Annotated in this window: 23 protein-coding genes and 1 tRNA gene; 7 read left to right on the forward strand and 17 right to left on the reverse strand. The window is 34.0% G+C overall.

Features of this window, described 5'->3' with window-relative positions; genetic code table 11:
• On the forward strand, positions 1-212 hold a 212-nt coding region (locus tag AB1410_08505), incomplete at its 5' end, for a hypothetical protein (protein MEW6456734.1).
• A gap of 60 nt (positions 213-272) precedes the next feature.
• Here the strand turns inward: AB1410_08505 and AB1410_08510 are convergent.
• A complete protein-coding gene (locus AB1410_08510; GenBank protein ID MEW6456735.1) occupies positions 273-914 on the reverse strand; it encodes a protein-L-isoaspartate(D-aspartate) O-methyltransferase in 642 nt (213 codons plus the stop codon).
• 18 nt (positions 915-932) lie between these two features.
• Positions 933-2,381 (reverse strand): proline--tRNA ligase, encoded by a 1,449-nt coding sequence (gene proS, locus AB1410_08515; GenBank protein MEW6456736.1) that lies wholly within the window; start codon positions 2,379-2,381, stop codon positions 933-935.
• 433 nt (positions 2,382-2,814) lie between these two features.
• Here proS and AB1410_08520 point away from each other — a divergent pair, with 433 nt between their 5' ends.
• The 5 genes from AB1410_08520 to AB1410_08540 all read left to right on the forward strand — a co-directional run bounded on the left by AB1410_08520 (position 2,815) and on the right by AB1410_08540 (position 6,410).
• Positions 2,815-3,435, forward strand: a complete 621-nt coding sequence (locus AB1410_08520) for a DUF502 domain-containing protein (protein ID MEW6456737.1) — start codon at positions 2,815-2,817, stop codon at positions 3,433-3,435.
• Between the two features lie 145 nt (positions 3,436-3,580).
• Positions 3,581-3,922, forward strand: coding sequence for a 4Fe-4S dicluster domain-containing protein (locus AB1410_08525; protein MEW6456738.1), 342 nt, complete (start codon positions 3,581-3,583; stop codon positions 3,920-3,922).
• Entirely contained in the window at positions 3,894-5,027 is a 1,134-nt protein-coding gene (locus AB1410_08530; GenBank protein MEW6456739.1) for a 2-oxoacid:acceptor oxidoreductase subunit alpha, read from the forward strand. The genes AB1410_08525 and AB1410_08530 overlap by 29 nt, the downstream gene beginning before the upstream one ends.
• Positions 5,024-5,860: a thiamine pyrophosphate-dependent enzyme gene (locus AB1410_08535; GenBank protein MEW6456740.1), complete on the forward strand. Its 837-nt coding sequence runs from the start codon at positions 5,024-5,026 to the stop codon at positions 5,858-5,860. Before AB1410_08530 ends, AB1410_08535 begins: the two co-directional genes overlap by 4 nt.
• A 13-nt stretch (positions 5,861-5,873) precedes the next feature.
• Entirely contained in the window at positions 5,874-6,410 is a 537-nt protein-coding gene (locus tag AB1410_08540; protein MEW6456741.1) for a 2-oxoacid:acceptor oxidoreductase family protein, read from the forward strand.
• On the opposite strand, the gene glyS is transcribed toward AB1410_08540, so the two are convergent.
• From glyS to AB1410_08600, 12 genes are all read right to left on the reverse strand, one after another.
• Positions 6,387-8,486 carry a glycine--tRNA ligase subunit beta gene (gene glyS / locus AB1410_08545; protein ID MEW6456742.1) on the reverse strand — a complete coding sequence of 700 codons (2,100 nt, stop codon included), beginning with the start codon at positions 8,484-8,486 and terminating at the stop codon, positions 6,387-6,389. The two genes, AB1410_08540 and glyS, sit on opposite strands and share 24 nt — an antisense overlap.
• Before the next feature lies 1 nt (position 8,487).
• Positions 8,488-9,336 carry a glycine--tRNA ligase subunit alpha gene (locus tag AB1410_08550; protein MEW6456743.1) on the reverse strand — a complete coding sequence of 283 codons (849 nt, stop codon included), beginning with the start codon at positions 9,334-9,336 and terminating at the stop codon, positions 8,488-8,490.
• A complete protein-coding gene (gcvPB, locus tag AB1410_08555) occupies positions 9,333-10,793 on the reverse strand; it encodes an aminomethyl-transferring glycine dehydrogenase subunit GcvPB (GenBank protein ID MEW6456744.1) in 1,461 nt (486 codons plus the stop codon). Before gcvPB ends, AB1410_08550 begins: the two co-directional genes overlap by 4 nt.
• 24 nt (positions 10,794-10,817) lie before the next feature.
• On the reverse strand, positions 10,818-12,167 hold the full coding sequence (gene gcvPA / locus AB1410_08560) for an aminomethyl-transferring glycine dehydrogenase subunit GcvPA (GenBank protein ID MEW6456745.1): 1,350 nt from the start codon (positions 12,165-12,167) through the stop codon (positions 10,818-10,820).
• Positions 12,164-12,553: a glycine cleavage system protein GcvH gene (gcvH, locus tag AB1410_08565; protein ID MEW6456746.1), complete on the reverse strand. Its 390-nt coding sequence runs from the start codon at positions 12,551-12,553 to the stop codon at positions 12,164-12,166. Before gcvH ends, gcvPA begins: the two co-directional genes overlap by 4 nt.
• Before the next feature lie 8 nt (positions 12,554-12,561).
• The gene (gcvT, locus tag AB1410_08570; GenBank protein MEW6456747.1) at positions 12,562-13,656 is read right to left on the reverse strand and encodes a glycine cleavage system aminomethyltransferase GcvT; all 1,095 of its coding nucleotides are present in this window, start codon (positions 13,654-13,656) and stop codon (positions 12,562-12,564) included.
• 76 nt (positions 13,657-13,732) lie between these two features.
• Entirely contained in the window at positions 13,733-14,155 is a 423-nt protein-coding gene (locus AB1410_08575) for a type II toxin-antitoxin system death-on-curing family toxin (protein MEW6456748.1), read from the reverse strand.
• A gap of 12 nt (positions 14,156-14,167) precedes the next feature.
• Positions 14,168-14,425 carry a helix-turn-helix domain-containing protein gene (locus AB1410_08580; protein ID MEW6456749.1) on the reverse strand — a complete coding sequence of 86 codons (258 nt, stop codon included), beginning with the start codon at positions 14,423-14,425 and terminating at the stop codon, positions 14,168-14,170.
• Positions 14,426-14,614: 189 nt separating this feature from the next.
• Positions 14,615-14,908, reverse strand: coding sequence for a LapA family protein (locus AB1410_08585; GenBank protein MEW6456750.1), 294 nt, complete (start codon positions 14,906-14,908; stop codon positions 14,615-14,617).
• Positions 14,909-15,147: 239 nt separating this feature from the next.
• A tRNA-His gene (locus tag AB1410_08590) sits at positions 15,148-15,222 on the reverse strand.
• 26 nt (positions 15,223-15,248) lie between these two features.
• Complete coding sequence (locus AB1410_08595) at positions 15,249-16,856, reverse strand: ABC transporter ATP-binding protein (GenBank protein ID MEW6456751.1); 1,608 nt, start codon at positions 16,854-16,856, stop codon at positions 15,249-15,251.
• Between the two features lie 478 nt (positions 16,857-17,334).
• Entirely contained in the window at positions 17,335-18,399 is a 1,065-nt protein-coding gene (locus AB1410_08600; protein ID MEW6456752.1) for a 6-bladed beta-propeller, read from the reverse strand.
• A 199-nt stretch (positions 18,400-18,598) separates the two neighbouring features.
• Between AB1410_08600 and AB1410_08605 the strand changes: the two genes are divergently transcribed.
• Positions 18,599-18,763, forward strand: coding sequence for a hypothetical protein (locus AB1410_08605; GenBank protein MEW6456753.1), 165 nt, complete (start codon positions 18,599-18,601; stop codon positions 18,761-18,763).
• Positions 18,764-18,922: 159 nt separating this feature from the next.
• On the opposite strand, the gene AB1410_08610 is transcribed toward AB1410_08605, so the two are convergent.
• The 3 genes from AB1410_08610 to AB1410_08620 form a co-directional block, all read right to left on the reverse strand.
• A complete protein-coding gene (locus AB1410_08610) occupies positions 18,923-19,093 on the reverse strand; it encodes a hypothetical protein (protein ID MEW6456754.1) in 171 nt (56 codons plus the stop codon).
• A 92-nt stretch (positions 19,094-19,185) separates the two neighbouring features.
• The gene (locus tag AB1410_08615) at positions 19,186-20,457 is read right to left on the reverse strand and encodes a radical SAM protein (protein ID MEW6456755.1); all 1,272 of its coding nucleotides are present in this window, start codon (positions 20,455-20,457) and stop codon (positions 19,186-19,188) included.
• A gap of 39 nt (positions 20,458-20,496) precedes the next feature.
• Positions 20,497-21,354 carry a hypothetical protein gene (locus AB1410_08620; GenBank protein ID MEW6456756.1) on the reverse strand — a complete coding sequence of 286 codons (858 nt, stop codon included), beginning with the start codon at positions 21,352-21,354 and terminating at the stop codon, positions 20,497-20,499.
• Positions 21,355-21,430: the final 76 nt, after the last annotated feature.

A 21,430-nucleotide genomic window follows, 5' to 3' on the forward strand; every position in this document is an offset into this window, starting at 1 on the left:
AATATGTATTCCGCACCCTCCTACATGCACCATTCTGGTGCATGCAAATAGATGATTTAAATTTAAATAAAAACCTTTTACACACTGCCCTTAAGGGCAGTGCTAGGAGCCTTTCGGATAAAAGAGAAGTGATTAATTCTCCTGACATTTCAGTTCTCCGAAAGGCTCCTATGTGCTGCTCAGCGGAGCGTCTAAGGGGGCTTGCCCCATAGGGAAAGTGTTGTGTCACACAAGAGCAAGGAAAGGTATTTAAGTGACACAACATTAGTGAGTTAGTGAACAGAGATAAGAGGAACGAATCTTACAGGAAGAAGTGTTTCTTCAGTGTGGGATTTTCCTTTTTTTCTTACCATAACTAAATTCTGGAGATAAGTTCCAACAGGAATTATCATAATACCGTTTTCCCCAAGCTGATCTATTAGGGTCTTTGGGATTTTGGAGGGAGCCGCTGTTACCAATATTCTTTTGAATGGACTGTATTCAGGCCAGCCCATTGTTCCATCTCCGATTTTAAAAAAAATATTTTTGTACCCAAAGGGCTCGAGAATTTTCTGTGCTTTTAAAGAAAGGAACTCTATTACTTCGATTGTATAAACTTCTTTTGCCATTTCGGCTAAAATAGCTGTTTGATATCCAGAGCCTGTTCCCACTTCTAAAACTTTTTCATCTCCTTCAAGATTTAATTTTTCAGTCATATAAGCAACTATATATGGTTGGGATATAGTCTGTTCCTCCCCTATCGGGAGAGGTTGATCCTCATAAGCCAGATGTAAATATTCTTCTGATACAAAGAGATGTCTCGGAATTTTTTTCATAATCTCAATTACTCTTTTATCCTTTACTCCTCTTGATTCTATCTGTTCTTTAACCATTTCAATCCTTAATTTTTCCCAGTTGATTTTCGAGGGTTTCAATTCTTATATTTCAATTGCTTAGTAAGATTTTGCAAAATAGACAAAATAATCAGATTTTTTCTTACAAAGAATACATTCTTTTCCTTTGACATAAATCTGATCAAGGGGAATTGCTCTTATTGTTGCGGATGTTTCTTCTTTTATTTTTTTCTCACACTCTTCGCTTCCGCACCAGAATGCTTGAACGAATCCTCTTTTTTCTTCGATTATATTTTTAAACTCCTCATAGTCCTCAGTTTGAAAAGTATTCTCCTCCATAAAGTTTTTTGCTTTTTGATATAAAGTGTTCTGTACATCAGAAAGAAAGCTTTCAACATTATCGAAAAAGTTTTCAATGGTAATAGTAAATCTTTCTCTTTTATCTCTTCTTGAAACGGTAAGTTGTTTTTTCTTTATATCCATTGGTCCAATTTCAGTCCTCATAGGAACCCCTCTCATTTCCCAATCAGAAAATTTCCATCCTGGCGTGTATTCTTCTCTTTCGTCTAACAGAACTCTTATATTTCTATCTTTTAGTTTATTTTCAATCTCTTTAGAAAAGGGGAGTATATCCGTTTTCCAATTTCCTTTAAATATTGGAATTATCACAATTTGGACAGGAGCCACTTTTGGTGGGAATACAAGACCTGAATCATCTCCATGGGTCATAATAAGCGCTCCTATGAGTCTTGTCGAGACTCCCCATGATGTTTGCCATACATATTCGAGTTTTTGATTTTTGTCTTCAAACCTTATATTAAAGGCTTTTGAAAAGTTCTGACCAAGGTTATGAGATGTTCCTGCCTGAAGAGCCTTTCCATCAGACATCAATGCTTCAATTGCATAAGTTTTTATTGCACCGGCGAATTTTTCTGCTTCTGTTTTTTCTCCTGCTATAACAGGAATTGCAAGTTCTTCCTCCACAAATTCTTTATAAATTTTTAAAATCAATAATGTTTCTTCCTGTGCCTCTTCAAAAGAAGCATGAGCTGTATGTCCTTCCTGCCACAGAAATTCAGTGGTTCTGAGAAATGGCCTTGTAACCTTTTCCCATCTGACCACATTGCACCACTGATTTATCAGTAAGGGAAGATCTCTCCAGGATCTTATCCATTTTGAATACATGGCGCATATGATTGATTCGGAAGTGGGCCTCACAGCAAGTTTTTCTTCTAATTTTTCTTTTCCTCCATGAGTGACCCATGCAACTTCAGGAGCAAACCCTTCAACATGTTGTGCTTCTTTATTCAAAAGGCTCTCAGGAATGAAAAGAGGGAAGTATGCATTCATATGACCTGCTTTTTTAAGTCTTTTATCCAGGAGTTGTTGTATATTTTCCCAGATTGCGAATCCAGAAGGTTTTATCACCATCATTCCCTTGATAGGCGCATAATCAATAAGGTCAGCCTTTTTAATTATGTCTATATACCATTTTGAGAAATCTTCTGATTTATCCAGCACCTGTTTTACCAGTTTTTCTTTTGCCATTTTAAATACCTTTTCTAAATGCTTTCTTTTCAAGAGAATTCTACATTCTTCCTCATCGCAAAGTCAACATCACGTATAGGATCGAGGTCGAGTCTTTGGAGAAAGGTATGCTCGTAAAGATAGGAAGATCTAAAAACTCTCACTAAAAACATTAGAGTGACCTCTCGAGCCCACCTTAAACATTAGCTTATAAGGATTAATACTCCTTAAATCCACTCGCCTAAAAATTGGTATCGCTATTAGTGCTGCTCAAATCTGTATTTTAAGGGCAGATGACAAAATAACCGAGACTCAAAAATCCTTTTCCCAGGATGAAGTTTTTTAAAATTTATTTATTCAGAAGTGTATATGAAATTAATAGATTTTTGTTATTTTTTTACTTGTAACAAAGGGAATTGTTTTTTGGAGGTTTTCCTATATAATAAAGATTGAAATGACAAGATTAAAAAAATTGTTGCAAAGGAGCTTTATTACAGGATTATTTGTTCTTCTTCCAATCGCCCTTACAGTAATCATAATTAAATATCTATTTGAAAAGCTTGATGGAATTCTTTCTCCTTTAATTAAGCATTTAATTGGTGTTCATATACCTGGAACCGGATTGGTAGCAACATTAATATTGATTCTTCTGGCTGGTATTTTTACAAAGAGTTTAATAGGAAAGTTAGTCGTAAATAAAGTGGATAGTTTTATCGCAACACTTCCCTTTGTAAAAGGAATATATGTCTCAATAAAACAACTATCCGATGCTTTCTCTCCTGAGAGTAAAAAAGGATTTAAAAAAGTTGTGGCCTTTGAATATCCAAGAAAAGGTGTTTATTCGCTTGGTTTTGTAACAAGCTCTATCAAAATTTCTGATAAAGAAGGGAACAGCCAAAATATTTTTACTGTTTTTCTTCCAACCACTCCTAACCCCACATCAGGATATTTAATATTGATACCAGAAAAAGATGCAAAAATTTTAGACATTTCTGTCGATGATGCAATCAAAATGATAATTTCCGGAGGCTTGATCAGCCCTTTGGATGTATTAAAGGAAGTCGAGAATAAATAAGAGGGCAACCATCCCCTTCGCTCAGAAGATGATTGACCTCTTAATTTAAATAAGTGTTTAGATTACTCTTCTTAATACTAACTTTGATTTTTATCCAGCATTTTGATAAAATTTTTTATTCATAAAAAATAAAAAGGAGTAATATATGGAAAAAGATGAAATTCTACAGAATGAGGAAGCATTAAAAAGGAGAAAATCTCCCAGTAAGAAAAAACATTCTGTAGTCATCATTGAGGATTTATGTAAGGGATGTGATATTTGTATTAATGTATGTCCAACGGGGGTTTTGCTTCTTGTAGATGATGAGAAAAATATTAATGGAGTGATTGCCAAAGTAGATGCTCCTGAATACTGCACAGGATGTTTACTCTGTGAATTGAGATGCCCTGACTTTGCCATAGTAGTAGACTCTGAAAAAAGAGCAAACTACTACAAAAAATATATGGAGGAGGCTGAAATTGCCAAGACGAGAGATCTTGCAAGGTAACTGGATAGTAGCGGAAGCTGCGATAGCTGCTGGATGTAGATTTTATGCAGGATATCCGATAACCCCTTCATCGGAATTAGCTGCAAGAATCGCAGAGAAACTTCCTCATATGGGAGGAGTGTTTATTCAGATGGAAGATGAAATTGCGAGTATGGGAGCAATAATAGGAGCCTCCTGTTGTGGAGTTAAATCAATGACAGCTACTTCAGGTCCTGGATTTTCCTTGAAGCAGGAAAATATTGGCTTTGCAGCTATGGCTGAAATTCCATGTGTAATAGTAAATGTAATGAGAACAGGTCCGAGCACAGGATTACCCACAAGACCATCTCAGGGCGATGTAATGCAGGCAAAATGGGGAACCCATGGTGATCATCCTATAATAGTTCTTGCTCCTTCGTTTCCTCGAGAAGTCTATTTATCAACGATAAGAGCATTTAATCTTTCTGAGAAATTCAGAAATCCTGTTATAATTTTGCTTGATGAAGTTCTCGGACATTCGTTTGAAGTTGTTGACATTCCTGATTCAGATGAATATGAAATTATGGACAGGGAAAGGCCTCCAAGGGGTTCGAACGAATTCAATTATTATGATAGAGAGCCAGGAAAGCCCCCTGTAGTTCCTGATTTCTTTACTGGATATTCAGTGCATATTGAAAGTTTGGAACATGATGATAGAGGAATGCCAACAAATGCAGCAGAAAATGTTAAAAAACAACAGTTTCTCAGGCTTGCTAAAATTGAGAAAAATCTTGATGAGATTCTGGAATGGAAGGAGCATTACCTTGATGATGCTGAAATCATGATTTTCGCATTTGGAACATCTGCAAGGGCTTCATTGGAGGCTATAAAGGAATTGAGAGAAGAAGGAATAAAGATTGGCCTCTTCCAGCCTATTACCATATGGCCTTTTCCAGAAAGACCCCTTGCCAAAAAATTAGAAAAAATTAAGAAAGTTCTTGTGGTTGAGATGAATATGGGACAGATAATTTATGAGGTTGAAAGAACTGCCTCAGATGATGTAAGGATTGATGGACTTTTTAAGGTTGATGGCACTTCTATCACTCCAATAGAAATTATAAATAAAGTAAAGGAGTTATATTTATGAACTTATCATATGAAAAGCTCATTAGATATGAGATGTATCCAGTTTATTGGTGCCCGGGATGCGGAATTGGAGTTGTGTTTAAATCAATTTTAATAAGTTTTGATAAACTTGGATGGGATCCAAATGAGATTGCCTTTATTTCCGGAATAGGATGCACAAGCAGAATGCCAGGATATTTGAAAGCCAATACAATTCACACCACTCATGGAAGAGCATTAACGTTTGCAACTGGAATAAAATTGGTAAAACCGGATAAAAAAGTAGTTGTGGTTTCAGGGGATGGGGATGCTTTAGCGATAGGAGGAAATCATTTTCTTCATGCATGCAGAAGAAACATTGATATTAAATTAATAATAGTTAACAATGGTGTTTACGGAATGACAGGGGGTCAGGTTTCACCCACCACTCCAGAGGGATTTTTTACTGAAACAACTCCCTATGGAAATATTGATCCTGAGTTTGATACGGTTAAAATTGCTGAAGCTGCAGGAGCTACTTATGTGGCAAGGGAGTCAGTCACAAGACCATTTTTACTTTCGAAAATAATAGAGAAATCTTTGTCCCATAAAGGATTTGCAGTGGTTGAGGTAATTTCAAACTGTCATATAAATCTTGGCAGAAAAAATAAAATGAGAAACCAACTGAAAATGTTAAAATGGATTGATGAAAGGATTGTTCCATTGTCCAAAGCTTCATCAATGACTCCTGAAGAACTTAAAGGAAAATTAGTTACGGGTGAATTTGTAAACAAGCAGAAACCTGAGTATGTCGAACAGTATTACACCCAAATCATTGGTAAAGTAAAAGAATTGCAAGCTGAGTTTGATCTATAAATAAGGAGCTAAAATGGAAAAGCATTTTGAGATAAGATACAGTGCAATCGGAGGCCAGGGAATAATAACTGCAGGGGCTATACTGGCAGAGGCAGTAGTTCATTATGAAAATAGATATGCAGTTCAGAGTCCTATGTATACTCCTCAAGTAAGGGGAGGGCCTACCAAAGTTGATGTAATAATAGATGAGAAAGAAATAATTTTTCCAAATGCTGTGTCTATAGATTTCTATTTAAGTACTGGTGAATTTCCGTTTAAATTATATTTTAAAAATTTGAAAGATAACGCGGTCATAGTTGTTGATTCAAATTTAGTTGGAGAATTTAACAGTGGAAGCTGGAAAGTCTATCGGATTCCGATAATTGAATCTACAAAAAAAGAAATAGGAAATATTATGGTTACTTCTGTTGTTGCTCTTGCGATTACTGTGAAGCTTACAAATATAATATCTCATCGATCCCTTGAAAAAGCAGTGCTGAAAATGGCTCCTAAAGGAACTGAAACGATCAATCTGGATGCGATTCAGTTAGGATATAGTTTGATTGGATGAATTTTCACTGATTACAATTTCTGAAAAATCACAAATCTCCATAAATATCTGATGGATATTCTGAAGTAAAGCGAGTCTATTTTCTCTTAGTTTCTGATCTTCTGTCATAACAAGAACTTTATCGAAAAATTTATTGATAATTGGCTCTAAGTTCAAGATTGTCTCAAGAGAATCTTTAAAGTTGCCTTTGTTAATATAAGGTATTATTTCTTCTTTAATCGAAGAAAATATCTGATATAGATATTTTTCTTCTTTTTCAATAAGATTTTTCTCATCAAATGTAAAATGCGGCATGCCATCGATAATATTCTTTATTCTTCTGAAGCTAATGCAGATTTTGTTGAACTTTGTATCTTCCTGTATTTCAGATAAAGATTTTGCTCTTAGATAGGAAAAATAAATGTTGTCTATGCCAGACTTGATGGATGCATTTATAATATCATATCTGTAGCCATAGATTTCTTCAAAAATGTAGTTCAATCGTGTCTTAAGAAACTCGATTAAATTTTTTATTACAATGTATCTCTCAAATTCAACATTTTTTTCATGCAGGTTCAAGGCTTTTTCCAATGTTTCAATGATCGAAATGGTTAATTTATGATCAATTATTATTTTACAGATTCCGAACCCAGCTCTTCTTAATCCAAATGGATCTTTTGATCCGGATGGTAATAGGTTTAAGCTGAAAATTCCTGCTAAAAGATCAATTTTGTCAGCAAGGGATAATACAGCTCCTTCCATAGTTGATGGAGAAGAATCCTCAAAATTCAAAGGCTTATAGTGTTCATAAATGGCTTTCCATATTTTTTCTTCGTATCCTTCTTCCCTTAGATAAAGTCCACCCATAACACCTTGAAGAGATGGGAACTCTTTTACCATATCAGTCAATAAATCTATCTTAGAAAATCTTGAAGCAGTTCCTAAGGCTTCTAAATCTTCTTTGTAAGAGATTTTTTCTCTTAAGTAAATTGCTAATTCTTCCAGCCTTTCAGTTTTATCTAAATAATTTCCCAGTTTTTCCTGATAGATTATGCTCTTGAGATCTTTAAGTCTTGAGGCAAAAGGAATTGATCTGTCTTCTTTCCAGAAGAAACCAGCATCATCTAATTTAGCTTTTATAATTCTTTCGTTTCCTTTCTTTATAAAATTTTTTGGATCGCCTGGTGAATCAGCTATTCCAATGAAGTAGGGAAGCGAGTTTCCAGAAAGATCTTTCATTGAAAAACATTTCTGGCTTTCCCTTAGAGTTGTTCTAATTATTTCAAAAGGAAGGTTAAGATATTCATCGTCAAATCTTCCATAGAAAACAAAAGGATACTCAACTAAATAAACCCAGTTTTCAAGAAGTTCTGAATCTTCTATGACTTTTGCATTCAATTCATTTTCAATTTCTTTAATTTTTTTAATTATGATTTCCTTTCTTTTTTGTTCATCAACAATTACAAAATTTTTTTCAAGCTTATTTAAATAATCCTTAAAATTTTCAACCTTAATCTGTTTTCTGCCCCAGATTCTGTGTCCGAATGTATAATCAGACGAATTTATTTCGGACATTTTTAAATTTAATGTATCATTATCAAGTATTGAAACAATACTTCTTATCGGTCTTGAAAATCTTATCGAACTATCTTCCCACCGCAAAGTTTTTGGAAAATCGATCTCTAAAGTTACATCCATGAGAGATTCTTCTAATATTTCTCTTGTCTTTCTTCCTTCTATTTTTTTTACAAACCCGCAATAAATTCCTTTTGGGGTTTCGAAAAATTCGAGTTGCGAGGACTCAATTCCATGGAATTTTGCAAATCCCATTGCTGGTTCAAGAGGAGTTCCATCCTCTAAAAAAGCCAATTTTTTTGCAGGACCTAAGATTCTTATTTCTTCGTCATCCTGTTTTAGAGAAATATTTTCTACATAGATTAGAAGCCTTCTTAAAGTTCCATGGACAACGATTTTTGAAAATCCTATTCTCTTTTTTCTAAGAAAATTTTCAAAGTTTTCTCTGAGTTGTGATTTTGCAATTTTTATATGTTCAATGGGAAGATCCTCGATACCAATTTCAAGAAGAAATTCAGCCATCTTATTCTTTATCTTCTTCCTCAATAAATTTTTGGGCGATTTTACATGCAATGTCTCGAATTCTTTTTATAATACTCACTCTTTCGGTAACAGAAATTGCTCCCCTTGAATCGAGTATGTTAAAAGTATGAGAACACTTTAAGCAATAATCATACGAGGGCAGAAGAAGGTTTTTTTCGAGGAGTCTTATAGCTTCTTTTTCGTAATTTTCGAAAAGATTGAATAACATGTTTACATCTGCTTCTTTAAAATTGTAAGTTGAAAATTCTTTCTCAGCTCTCAGTCTTAAATCTTTATAAAAGATTTTGTTTCCCCATTCGAGGTCAAAAATATTTTCTTTTTCAGAGAGAAAAATAGCCAATCTTTCTACTCCATATGTAATTTCTAATGGGACTGGAATCAATTCTATTCCTCCGGCCTGCTGGAAATATGTAAACTGGGTAATTTCCATTCCATCCAGGAGAATCTGCCATCCAACTCCCCATGCTCCGAGTGTGGGAGACTCCCAGTTGTCTTCATCAAATTTGATATCATGTTCGGAGAGATTTATACCCAATGCTGTGAGACTTTCGAGGTATAAATCCTGAGAATCTTCTGGAGCTGGTTTCAGGATTACCTGGTATTGAAGATGTTTTTCTAATCTGTTCGGGTTTTCTCCGTACCTACCATCAGTTGGTCTTCTTGAAGGCTGTGCATATGCAACTTTCCATGGCTTTTTACCTAAGACTCTAAAAAATGTGTCTGGGGTCATGGTCGCAGCTCCAACTTCAACATCGTAGGGCTGAGCAATATAACAACCCTTATCAGACCAGAATTTTTCGAGTCTGAATATTATTTCCTGAATGTTCATTCTTTTTTCCACACTAATTTTGGTCTTCTTGCGGCTGAGGTTTCATCCAATCTTGCTACAGGTGATTTTGATGGAGCGTTCTTTAAGATTTCGGAATTTTCTTCGATTTCTTTAGCAATTTCAATCATTGCATTTATAAAATTATCCAGATCTCTCTTGCCTTCTGTCTCTGTGGGCTCTACCATGAGAGCCTCATTGACAATAAGAGGGAAGTAGATTGTTGGGGGATGTATTCCATAATCAATCAATCTTTTTGCTATGTCCAATGTTCTTACTCCTTTCGTCTGATTAAAGTTATGGGATAGTACACATTCATGAAGGGTTGGAGTGGAATATGGAACTGTATAAATTGTTTCAAGTTTTTTTCTTATATAATTTGAGTTTAAAACTGCTATTTCAGCGACCTCTTTCAATCCTTTCGGACCAAGCGATAATATGTACGCAAGAGTTTTAACAAGAACAAGAAAATTTCCGTAAAATGTTCTTACTCTTCCAATAGAATTTGGTCTATCATAATAAAAATAATATCCCTTTTCGCTTTTTTCAATCAAAGGAACAGGAAGGAATTCCTCGAGTTCTTTCTTCACGCCAACAGGGCCAGAGCCTGGGCCACCCCCTCCGTGGGGAGTTGAGAAAGTTTTGTGAAGGTTCAGATGTAAAACATCTACCCCCATTTTTCCTGGCTTTGAAATTCCAAGAAGAGCGTTTAAATTTGCACCATCCATATACAATATTGCTCCTTTTGAATGGAGGATTTCTGAAATTTTCAGTATTTCATCTTCAAAAATCCCGAGAGTGTTTGGATTTGTTAACATTAAGGCTGCAACATTTTCATCAACTATTTTCTCAAAAGCAAGAGTATCCACAGTTCCTCTTGAATCAGATGGAATCTCTTCCACTTCAAATCCTGCAATATGGGCTGAAGAAGGGTTTGTTCCGTGAGCTGAATCAGGAATTAATACTTTTGTTCTTCTTTCTTTCTTTTTATTATGATAAGCTCTGATTATAAGCATCCCAGTTAATTCTCCATGAGCTCCTGCAGCAGGTGAGAGTGAAAAGTAATCCATGCCTGTGATTTCTGAAAGATATTGTTCGAGTTTTTTTATGATTTCCAGATTTCCCTGAACCATGTATTCCGGAAGATAAGGATGGGCTTTTGTGAAAGATTCAGACATACTGATTTTTTCGTTTATTTTGGGACTGTATTTCATTGTGCATGAGCCTAAAGGGTAAAATCCTGTGTCAACTGAATAATTTAGCTGGGATAATCTTGAAAAATGTCTGATAATTTCAACTTCTGAGACCTCAGGAAAATCAGGGAGTTCTTCTCGTAGCAATGATTTATCAAACTCTTTTTCAGGAACATCAAGAGGAGGAAGATCGACTGCTTTTTTTCCTGATGAACTTCTCTCAAATATTAGTGGTTCTTCAAGGGCATCAAATTTTGGTAGTTTCATATCAAATCCTTTTTATAATTTTTTTCATAAAATTTTTTTGAGGCAATCTATAAAGTAATCTATGTCCTCCTTTTTATGAGTTTCTGTTACACACAGAAGGGCACACTTTTCAAGTTCTGGATAATCCTTCTTCAGAATAAATCCTCCCAGTATATTCCTTTCCTTTAATTTATCATTGACTTCCTCAGGATCTTTATTGTATTCAACTACAAATTCATTAAAGTTAGAAGAGTTGAATTTTAATTTAACATTTTTTAATTCAGATATTCTTTCTTTTGCATATAATGCTTTTTGTAAATTCTGATATGAAACTTCTCTTAATCCTTGTTTTCCCATCGTCTCCAGATATATCGTTGCTCTTAAAGCACACCATGCCTCATTTGTGCAGATGTTTGATGTGGCCTTTTCTCTTTTTATATGTTGCTCTCTTGTGGTTAAGGTAAGGACAAATCCTCTTTTTCCATTTCTGTCAACTGTTTCTCCTGCGAGCCTTCCTGGCATCTGTCTTAGGTATTCCATTTTTGTAGAGAGAAACCCTAAATATGGTCCACCGAATGATAGGGGGATTCCAAAAGATTGAGCTTCACCAAAGACTATGTCAACATCCGATTCTCCAGGTGGCCTTAGTATTCCAAGAGAAATTGGTTCTGCTATTCCTACAAGAAATAAACTTCCATTCTGTTTGACAATTTTCGAAATCTCTTTAATATCTTCAATTATTCCGAAGAAATTTGGGTGCTGAATTATAAAAGCTATAGAATCCTTATCAAGGGATTTTTTGAGTATGTTGATGTTTATTTTACCTTCTCTGGAATATGGAATTTCCAATATTTCGTAAGAGAGGTTTTTAAAATAAGTATGGATTACATCTTTCCATTCTGGGTGAATTGTTCTTGAAATTAATATTTTACTTCCTTTCCTTAATCTTGTTGCCATTAAAGCTGCCTCAGCAGCTGCAGAACCGCCATCATAAAGGGATGCATTTGAAATTTCCATTCCAGTTATTTTTGATATCAATGTTTGATATTCAAAAATGGTCTGAAGTGTGCCCTGACTTAATTCAGGCTGATATGGAGTATAAGGTGTAAGAAATTCTCCTCTCATGCTTAAATAGTCAACTATATAAGGAATAAAATGATTGTATGCTCCGGCTCCAAGGAAAGAAGTGTAATTCAGGAAATTGTTCTTTTTTGAAATTTCCTCGAAATAATTTAGTAATGAAATTTCATCCAAAGGTCCTGGAATATTTAATTTTTCTTTAATTTTGAGTTCCTCGGGGATTGATTCAAACAGTTGAGAAACAGAAGAAACCCCAATTTCTTTTAACATTTCCTGGATTTCCTCTTTTCCTGATGGGAAATATTGTTTACTCATTTTTTGACAATCCCTTCTAAATATTTTTCGTATTCTAAGGAACTCATCAGATTTTTCAATTCTGTTTTATCTTTTATTTTTACTACAAGAATCCATCCTTCCCCATGGGGATCATTGTTTATCAATTCAGGAGAATCTTTAAGGTTTTCGTTTATTTCAATTATTTCTCCTGATACAGGAGAATATATATCTGAAACCGCTTTTACTGATTCAATCGTTCCTATTGTCTCGTGAAATTTCAGAGTTCTTCCTATCTTTGGTAATTCGATATATACAATATCTCCAAGTTCTTTCTGGGCATAGTTTGTTATTCCTATTACTCCTTTTTCTCCATCGACTCTTATCCATTCATGATCCTTTGTATAATAAAAATTTTCTGGATACATTTAACCTCCTATTTTTTTCTTTTGTAAAAAGGGGTTTGAACAACTATTGCTTTTACTTTCCTATCTCTTATTAAAATTTCAAATTCAGTACCAACCTGAGTAAACTTTACAGGGAGGTATAAGAGACCAATATTTTTTTTTAAATAAGGAGCATAAGAGCCACTGTTTACCTGGCTAATCTGGGTATTATCCACATATACAGGATGATGAGGTCTTGCGATCATTTTATCCATAACTTCAAATCCTACAAGTTTTCTTTTTATCCCTTCTTCTTTTTGCTTTAAAAGAGCATCTTTTCCTATGAAGTATCCCTTTTCGAATTTTATTATCCATTCGAGATCGGCTTCCAGAAGGGTAGTGGTTTCGTCGATGTCATTTCCATAAAGGCACATTCTTGCTTCAAGTCGAAGTGTATCTCTTGCTCCAAGTCCACATGGTTGGATATCATGCTCCTTTCCATTTTGAAGAATTAATGACCAGATTTTTTCAGCATATTCTACATCTTCTTTAAAATAGACTTCAAAACCATCCTCACCTGTATATCCTGTCCTTGATATTATACAATCTTTCTCAAATATCTTTGTTTTCTCAAACCAGTAATATTTAATTTTTGAAAGGTCAGTTTCTACAATTTTTTGAAGGATTTCCTCAGATTTTGGGCCCTGAATTGCAAGCTGATTCCAGCTATCGCTTTCATTTCTTACCTCCACATCGAATTTTCCTTTATTTTTCATTATCCAGTTAGAATCTTTATCAGTGTTTGCTGCATTGACCACGAGCATGAATTCTTTATCATCAATTTTATATACTAAAAGGTCGTCAACAGGACAGCCATTAGGAAGTGTTAACGAAGAATACTGAACCTTTCCGATTGAGAGTTTTGATGCATCATTGGAAGTAATGCACTGGATAAATTCAAGGGCTTGAGAACCTGTTATTTTTATCTCTCCCATGTGACTTACATCAAATATTCCAACCCTTTCTCTCACTGCTAAGTGTTCTTTTATAATGCCTGAAAATTCCACTGGCATCTCCCACCCTGCAAACTCTACCATCTTTGCTCCAGAAGCTTTTATAATCCTATTCAGGCGGGTTTTTTTCATTATTTTAGAATAGATAAAGCTATCATATTTCTCTAACCCGGTCAAACAAATATGCCAGATAATTCCTGAGGATTTCTTAGCTGTTCAGGTCTATTATATGTGCTCTTAAGAATTTCTCTATGGCTTTTACAGTTTCTTCCTTAAATTCAGGAGGACTTAGGGTTATCCATATTGTAAAATTATAAAGTTCTTGTGTATCAACTTTTATCCATTTTTTATTCTTGTATAGAAACACAAACAATGTAGTCATGGCAATTCTTTTATTACCATTCTGAAAAGGATGATTTTTAATCATAAGATAAAAAAGTATACTTGCTTTGGAGATAAGACCTGGATAAAGAAGCTTTCTTGAAAAGCTTTGAAAAGGAGTGGTTAAACAACTCTCTAAAATATTGGGAAATCGGGTGGAAAAATCAGGTATTGGTTCATCAAAGGCTAAAATCTCTTGCGATAACCTAAAAGCAATATATTCTACCTCCTTTACAGTAATTATCTTCATTATTATTCTCTTTTATTCTCTACCCAAAAGCTTTATCACTTCTCCATATTCTTTAACTGTCTTTTGTACAGCATTATCAATTTCTTTCTTGTCCTCTTCTTTTAAGGTTCCACCTAAAATATCAACTATGTATTTTTTGGGTATTGCGAAACTTCTTCCAATCTTCATAGATTTTATTTGACCTTTCTTGACTTTTTGATAAACAGCAATTCTGCTGATTCCCAAAATTTTAGCTAACTGAGGAATGGTAATATATTCATTTTTCTCCATAAAATACCCCTTTAAATGTTCATATCCATTAATTTATTGTCATAGCCTTATGGATTTAATTCTCTTGTTAACCATAATATAATATATTAACACATGTTAATTAAAATATTTAAAATTAACCTATGTTAATTAGCATATATAAAATTAACATAGAATTTTTAAAAAATCAAGGCCAAGCATTAATTATTTCTAGTATTCATTCTGATGAGATTCTAATGTTGGTTGCTTTTCTGGTAACTGATTTTCCATTTCCTGGATCCGGTGCTGTAAATTCGAAATTTTCTTTTTATTTTTAAGAACTGAAGGAATAGATGCTAATAAACTTGTTATAATTCCTAAACCAAATGAGATTAATAAAATCAATGCAAGAGAACCTTTGAATTTCCAGATTAGAAATCTGATTCCTATAATTTCAGAGTTTTGAATTGCAAAGATTACTGTGATAATAGAAACAATTAAGGTCATTATTAAAAATAGTTGCATAAAACTTACCTCCTTTATATCTTCAGAATAAATAGAATAAAATCAATATATAAGTCAAATATTTAATAAAAAAATTTCGCTGATTTTTTGAATTATTCTAAAAATGTCAAAAAATAGAACGAAGAATATTTAACAGTGAGATTTACCCCCTTAGAAAGAAAGCCCCGCCTTTTGGCGGGGTAGAAAATATTTGGCGGGGGTGGTTTAAAGCCCCACCTGAGCTTTCTAACGGGGTTTACTGGGGTGAGCGACGGGATTCGAACCCGCAACGACTGGATCCACAGTCCAGTGCTCTACCATTGAGCTACGCTCACCATGTGTTCTATTTTAAAGTATATAATTATTTATTGATTGAATCAATAAGGTTTATCAAGATTTTATCATCCTTTATGTGATATATTTTGTCGAATGAATTGGCTTCCCACTTCCTATGAGAAATTATTATACAGGTTTTGTCTTCGAATCTTTCAGTTATAAGATTTTCAATTCTTCTTTCTGATTCTGTATCAAGTTCTGAGGTTGCCTCATCAAATATTATTATGTCAGAGTCCTTAAGGATTGCCCTTGCAATGGAGAGCTTCTTTCTCTCTCCTCCTGCAAGCTTCTTTCCTGTTTCTCCAATTATAGTATCAAATCCATCATCAAGATTCATTATAAATTCGTATGCTCCAGAAAGTTTTGCTGCCTCCTCCACTTCATAATCTCTTGCATCAGGTCTGCTGTAGAGGATGTTGTTTTTTATTGTGTCATTAAAAAGAAATACATTTTGAGAGACAACTGAGATTCTTTCTCTTAGAGAGGAGAGGGAGAGTGCATTTATATCTCTGCCATCTATGGTTATCTTCCCTCTATCTATTCTATAAAGCCCAAGGATTAGCTTAACAATTGTGCTTTTCCCTGAGCCATTTGGTCCTTGAATCAAAACCTTCTCACCTGGATTAATTATGAGATTTGTTCCTTTCAGAACATCCTCTTTTTTACTATCATATGAGAAATGAACATCTTTGAATTCAATCTCTCCTTTTATCTCTTTAATCCTTACTCCTTCATCCTTCTCTTCTGTTAACTTAAATAGCTCTGAGACTCTGTTTAAAGCTGTTATTGCAGGCTGAAGGGTAAGTCCCATTGTTGCTAAAATCTGAGTTGGCCCATAGAGTTTTGCTAAATAAGCTGAAAATGCAATGTATGTTCCTATAGTAAATGTCCCTTCAATTATCTTCCACCCTGAGTACCATAGAACAACAAATCCTCCAAAGGCTCCTATTAAAGAGAGAAGCTCTGAGGAGAGAGTAAATTGGATATTTCTTTTTATGTTTGTCTCCTTTAGCTCATCCAAAGAGGTATGAATTTTTGTTGTCTCTCTTTCTCCTGCTGAAAAAGATTTAATCATTTCAACCCCTGACAAAGACTCTTGAATCTTTTTTGAAAGATTTGCTCCTTTCTCCATTACCTCTTTACTTGTTTTCCTTATGGATCTTGAATAGAATCGGGTTGCAAGATAGAGAAATGGAAGAATTGTCAGGGATATAAGAGTAAGCTTCCAATTTAAATAAAGAAGAATCCATAGGCAGAATAAAAACTCAAGGATTCCAATGAGTATTCTCACGACAGAATTAGAGAAGAAAAATCCAAGCCCTTCTACCTCTCCTATTCTGGATAGAAGATAGCCTGTCTGCTGAGAATCAAAGAATGAAAGGGGAAGACTGAGTATTTTATGAAAGAGCTCCTTCTTTATTCTGGTCAGTGTTTCCTGGCTGAAGATACTGAAAAAATAGTTGGTGAGGAAGGAAAAAATGAGTTTAGCGACCTGTATTCCCACAAGAAGCAGGATAATCATATTGAGGGGGCCGAGATTTTTTTCCGCCAAGACCTCGTCGATGATGACTTTCATAAGATAGGGTGTGGGAAGAGCGAGAAGGGAGGCTATTATCAAGAAAAACGAGGCCATTAGAGCTACTTTTTTGTGCGAGGAGATATAGGGGAAAAGAATTCTTAGTAAATTCAGTTGGCGCTTCATACGATTCTATTGGCAATTATGTACAATGCAGCCAAAAAGCGATTCATAATCGACTTTGATCTCTGTCCCATCTTGCTTGTGGAGTTCCTCCTCGAAAGCCTCTATGTATTTAATATCGGGATATGATTATTGGAAAAAATATCTGGTAGGGCTTCAAGAGAGTGGCTCTTCCATTTTGAAATTTGATTCGATGGACCTCATAGAAGCTTGAAAGCTCGGTAGCTGTCTTCTCGCTTTTAATCCAGCGCCAATTTTGTATTAAAATGATCGTTGTAAGTATTCCTTTGACTAAATTGCGACCTTCTTTTACATATTAAAAACATCAACCTTAAATTAATACAATAAACTTGGACTGAATCCGCTATGCCATTATCAGTTGTCGTTTTGGTTCTCAGATGTTTCACGCCTTTTATTCCCATTTCATGTCGTATACAACAAATTCTTTATATCCTGAATCCTTCTCTTTAAGACAGTAGAATTTATTGGCTTTAATGTGTGCCCATAAATGACCTTCCCAAACATAGACATTTAAGCTTTTTCTTCCAATAAAAACACCTTCTTCATTGAATATATCACACAGAAATTCTCTGGGATTATTCCCTTCTTCAAAAGTGGGCACCAAAAGCATTCCACTATCTCCAGCAACCAAGGATTGAAAAGGAGGATGGAACTCAGGGAAATATGCCATATTTCTCATCCCCTCTGGAAATGAATTTAATATCTTCGTTTTATAGTTTTCAGAAATTGATATTTTTCTGTATTCTTTGTGTATCTTACATCTCAATTTCCCATTGAAATCATATACCCAAATTTCATATCCTCTATCTTCTTTTGCAACATAGATATTATCATGTGATGTACTCCAGCAGAATAAAGGCTCTGTTGCTCTGAATTTCATCTCTCTGGGCATCTCAAAGGTAAATTTATCAATAACATTGATTTCCTCAAAATCAGAATTTAGCAATTTTAAGAAAAATAATTGCTTTCTAGTTTCAGGATCAAATAAATTTTCCAGTACAAGCAAATTTTTTTGTGGACCAGAAGTAACAACGATCTTTCCTCTTTTCATTTCATAATCTTTGATAAAAACGCCTTCTTTGTCATATTTGAGTAGTATTCGTCTTCCAGAATCGGTAACCAAAATATTATCTTCACTGTCTAATGCAATGTGATGAGGAATCTGTATTTCTCCAGGTCCTTGGCCTTGAGGCCCAAATGATTTTACAAATCCTCCATTTCTATCAAACTTAAAAACAAAATCTCCTTCTCCACTTATGGTTCTTAAAATAAATATCTCCCCCAAAGAATTGACTTCAAAGCCCCGGATATCAGCGATTCCAAGATTTGCTATTTCAGTTTCTTCAGTATTAATTTTAAAGATTTCTTCCAAAGTAAATGATCTTTTATTACCGATTTTGTATGGTTCCAAATGGTTGACAACCACTTCCACACCATCTTTTACAATTCTTTCCACCTTATCCTTCTTAGGGCCACAGGAGATGAGGAGAAAAATACATATGATTATAAATGTGATTAGTAGAATTATTTTCATTTTTTATACCCTTTCGTTTTGTTTGATTTGAAAATCATAATAGAAAATAATAGAAATTTGAAGAATGAAAGTCAAGAATACTGATTAAATCATAAAGTTTAATAGGAAACATAAGCTTCTAATGGATCGTCTTGAACCAGCGTTCAATCTTGCCTCGCCCCCACAAGACTGGGGGGCGAGGCAAAAAGACCTCCATCAAAAAGAAACTGTGAAGCCTTCCACAAGACAGCTAATCATTGACTTCTACATGGTAGAGCATTCCGAAAGAACTACAGAAAAACCTTGACATGTGGCTCTTGTACTGTAATTATAGCTCCTCACATCAGAGAAAGAGATGTCAAAGACCCATACCGATTCACACTTTCCCATAACAATGGGATGTTTGCAACCTCTCAATTCTTGTGTTGGTCAGTCCACTTAAACAAACCTTCAACTCGTTCCAAACTTAAGGTGCTGGATCGTAGTATACTTGAAGGGCTGAAACATATAAGCTTGTTGAACCTATGCAACCCGGGCCGCACTCATCGTAAGTACATCGAGCTAAAATTATGTCTTCAATATTGTCAGTCGCATTTATTTGTGTCCCTTCACTCTTAAAAAACTTAATTTCTTTCATTTTTTGTCCTCCTAAGTTCCAATCTAAATTCCAATAAAAATATATCTAAACAATCAAAACAATCAAAACAATCAAATCTCATCACCTCCTTTTTAATAAATTTTACAAAATCTGTTTTCACCGCTAAGCTTATTATCCCTGCTTTCTATCGGCCTACAATCAGAACAAGCATATCTAAATTCACAATCCCTGCATTTATTAATTTTATCCTTAGTAAATGTCCACCATTTCATTTGTATATCTTCCCTGAAAACATCTATAAGACTTTTTTTAAAAATACTTCCCATGGTATAAGATGTTGCCATTATACAAGGTCGAATATTTCCGTCATATGAAATTGCTATTTTCCCATACCAACATGGGTTTCTCTCCTTATTAAAAAAATATTGGTCTTTTGTTACACCATTCATAGAATTTTCCTTTTTAAAAAATAATTCTTTGTTTGGGTCGGGCCAGACAGTTTTATTGAAGCTATAAATCAACCTTGTTGAAATATTATTTACTCCAATTTTATACAAAAATTTCTCATTTCCTCGTATATGGTCTTTGTTAATATTCATAATCTCATTTGTGACATTAACCTTTATTCCACTTCTAAGTAGTTTTTTACAATTATCCACCCATTTTGCCCAACTTCCTTTATAATTAGTAATTTGATCATGAATATCGCTTTGATAGCTGTAAAAATTTGATTCTATTGTAATTTTAAATTTTTTTAATATTTTAATAATTTCTTCATCTATCAATAATAAATTTGTTTTAACCTTTATACTAGAAATTTTATTGTCAATACATTTTATAATTTCTAAAACTTTTTGTTTTACTAAAAAAGGTTCCCCACCAATTATATTTAGCTCTTTACATTTCAAAATATGAGCATCTTTCACAATTTTCTTCCACAATGTGAGAGGAACTTCATTTTCATTAGTATTAATTTTTCGAAGACGTGAACATGAACATTTTGCTATAGCTCCATTTTCTTCGATACAATGAATACAATCTAAATTACATAATTTCGTGATTTCTAAATATAACTTATTTATTTCAAGCCCTTTACTCTCATCTCGCTTACACAGACTCCAAGAGGGCAACAAATTCTCAATCACAATATAATTATCACTAAAAAATCCCAGCCCATTTTTCTCTAACTCACTTAAATAATCTATAATTTCCCTTTTTGGGGCGGCATGGCTATTTTCAAAAATTTTCTCTAGTCGTTTCCCTTGTTTGCATGAATTTATTAGTTTTCCTATTTGTAAGTCTATTGCACAAATCATTTTATTTTCAACGTCATAAATAGCAGCGCCATTGCATCCCAACTCAAGATAACGATTATGCCTCAAGAAAAAGTACCCTTCATACATATTACTAATAGCTGCTCATCGAATGTTTCAATAATTTATTTACAATTCAATTAATTTCAATTCATCAAATGCAATTGGCAAGTCTTCCATTATTGAATAATATTCTTCCAGGAGATTCAAAAATGAAATTCTCTTTTTTTGGCAGATTGTGTTTTTTTTAAACTTTCCATTTTTGCCCACCGGAACAAAGCATATTGTGCAAAAATTTCTTGCAATGCAGTTTTGGCATTCCCATAAAATTGCTCTTTTATAATCATCGTAGATCTCTTTTACACTATCATAACAAAGCCCCTCCAAACAATTTCCTATTTCAAAAGTATTATCAATTTGTTCACATATATGAAAGTTTCCATATACATCTACAAAAATTTTACTTATCCCTGGCTTACATATTACGCCAGTATAATTAATACATGAGGGCTTTAGATAAGTACGAGTCTTAATAGGATAAAAATATGGTGCAAGAAAACTACTTAATATGTGATATACACTTTCTTGGTTACTTTGTTTACTCATGGTTTTTTTTATTTTTATATAATCATCTTTTATAGTATCCACCTTTTTTGAATATTCAGTCTTAGAGTCTTTGCATTCAATTTTCGAAATCGGATCAAAACTAAACCTAACCCTTAGGTTAGGAGCAAATTCAGTTTTTAATGTCGCGAAAAAATTAATAACATTATCTAAATTTGAATTAGCATTATAAACAGCATTAAAACTAACATTGCGTTCGAAATAATCAGGATAATCGCTTTTTAAAATCTCTAAATTTTTTAGTATCTTATCATAAGTACCTCTTCCATTTTTATAAATTCGATTTTTATCATGTTCACACTTTGGACCGTCTATGTATATTCCGATCCAAAGTGGCCATCGATTCCGATTCAAACCGGCCACTGATTCTGATTGAAAGTGGCCACCCATTCCGATTTATTCCGGCCACTTTTTCGATGAAATCAGAATTTGAAAAAGT

Source organism: Acidobacteriota bacterium, assembly GCA_040756905.1.
GTDB lineage: Bacteria > Acidobacteriota > Aminicenantia > JBFLYD01 > JBFLYD01 > JBFLYD01.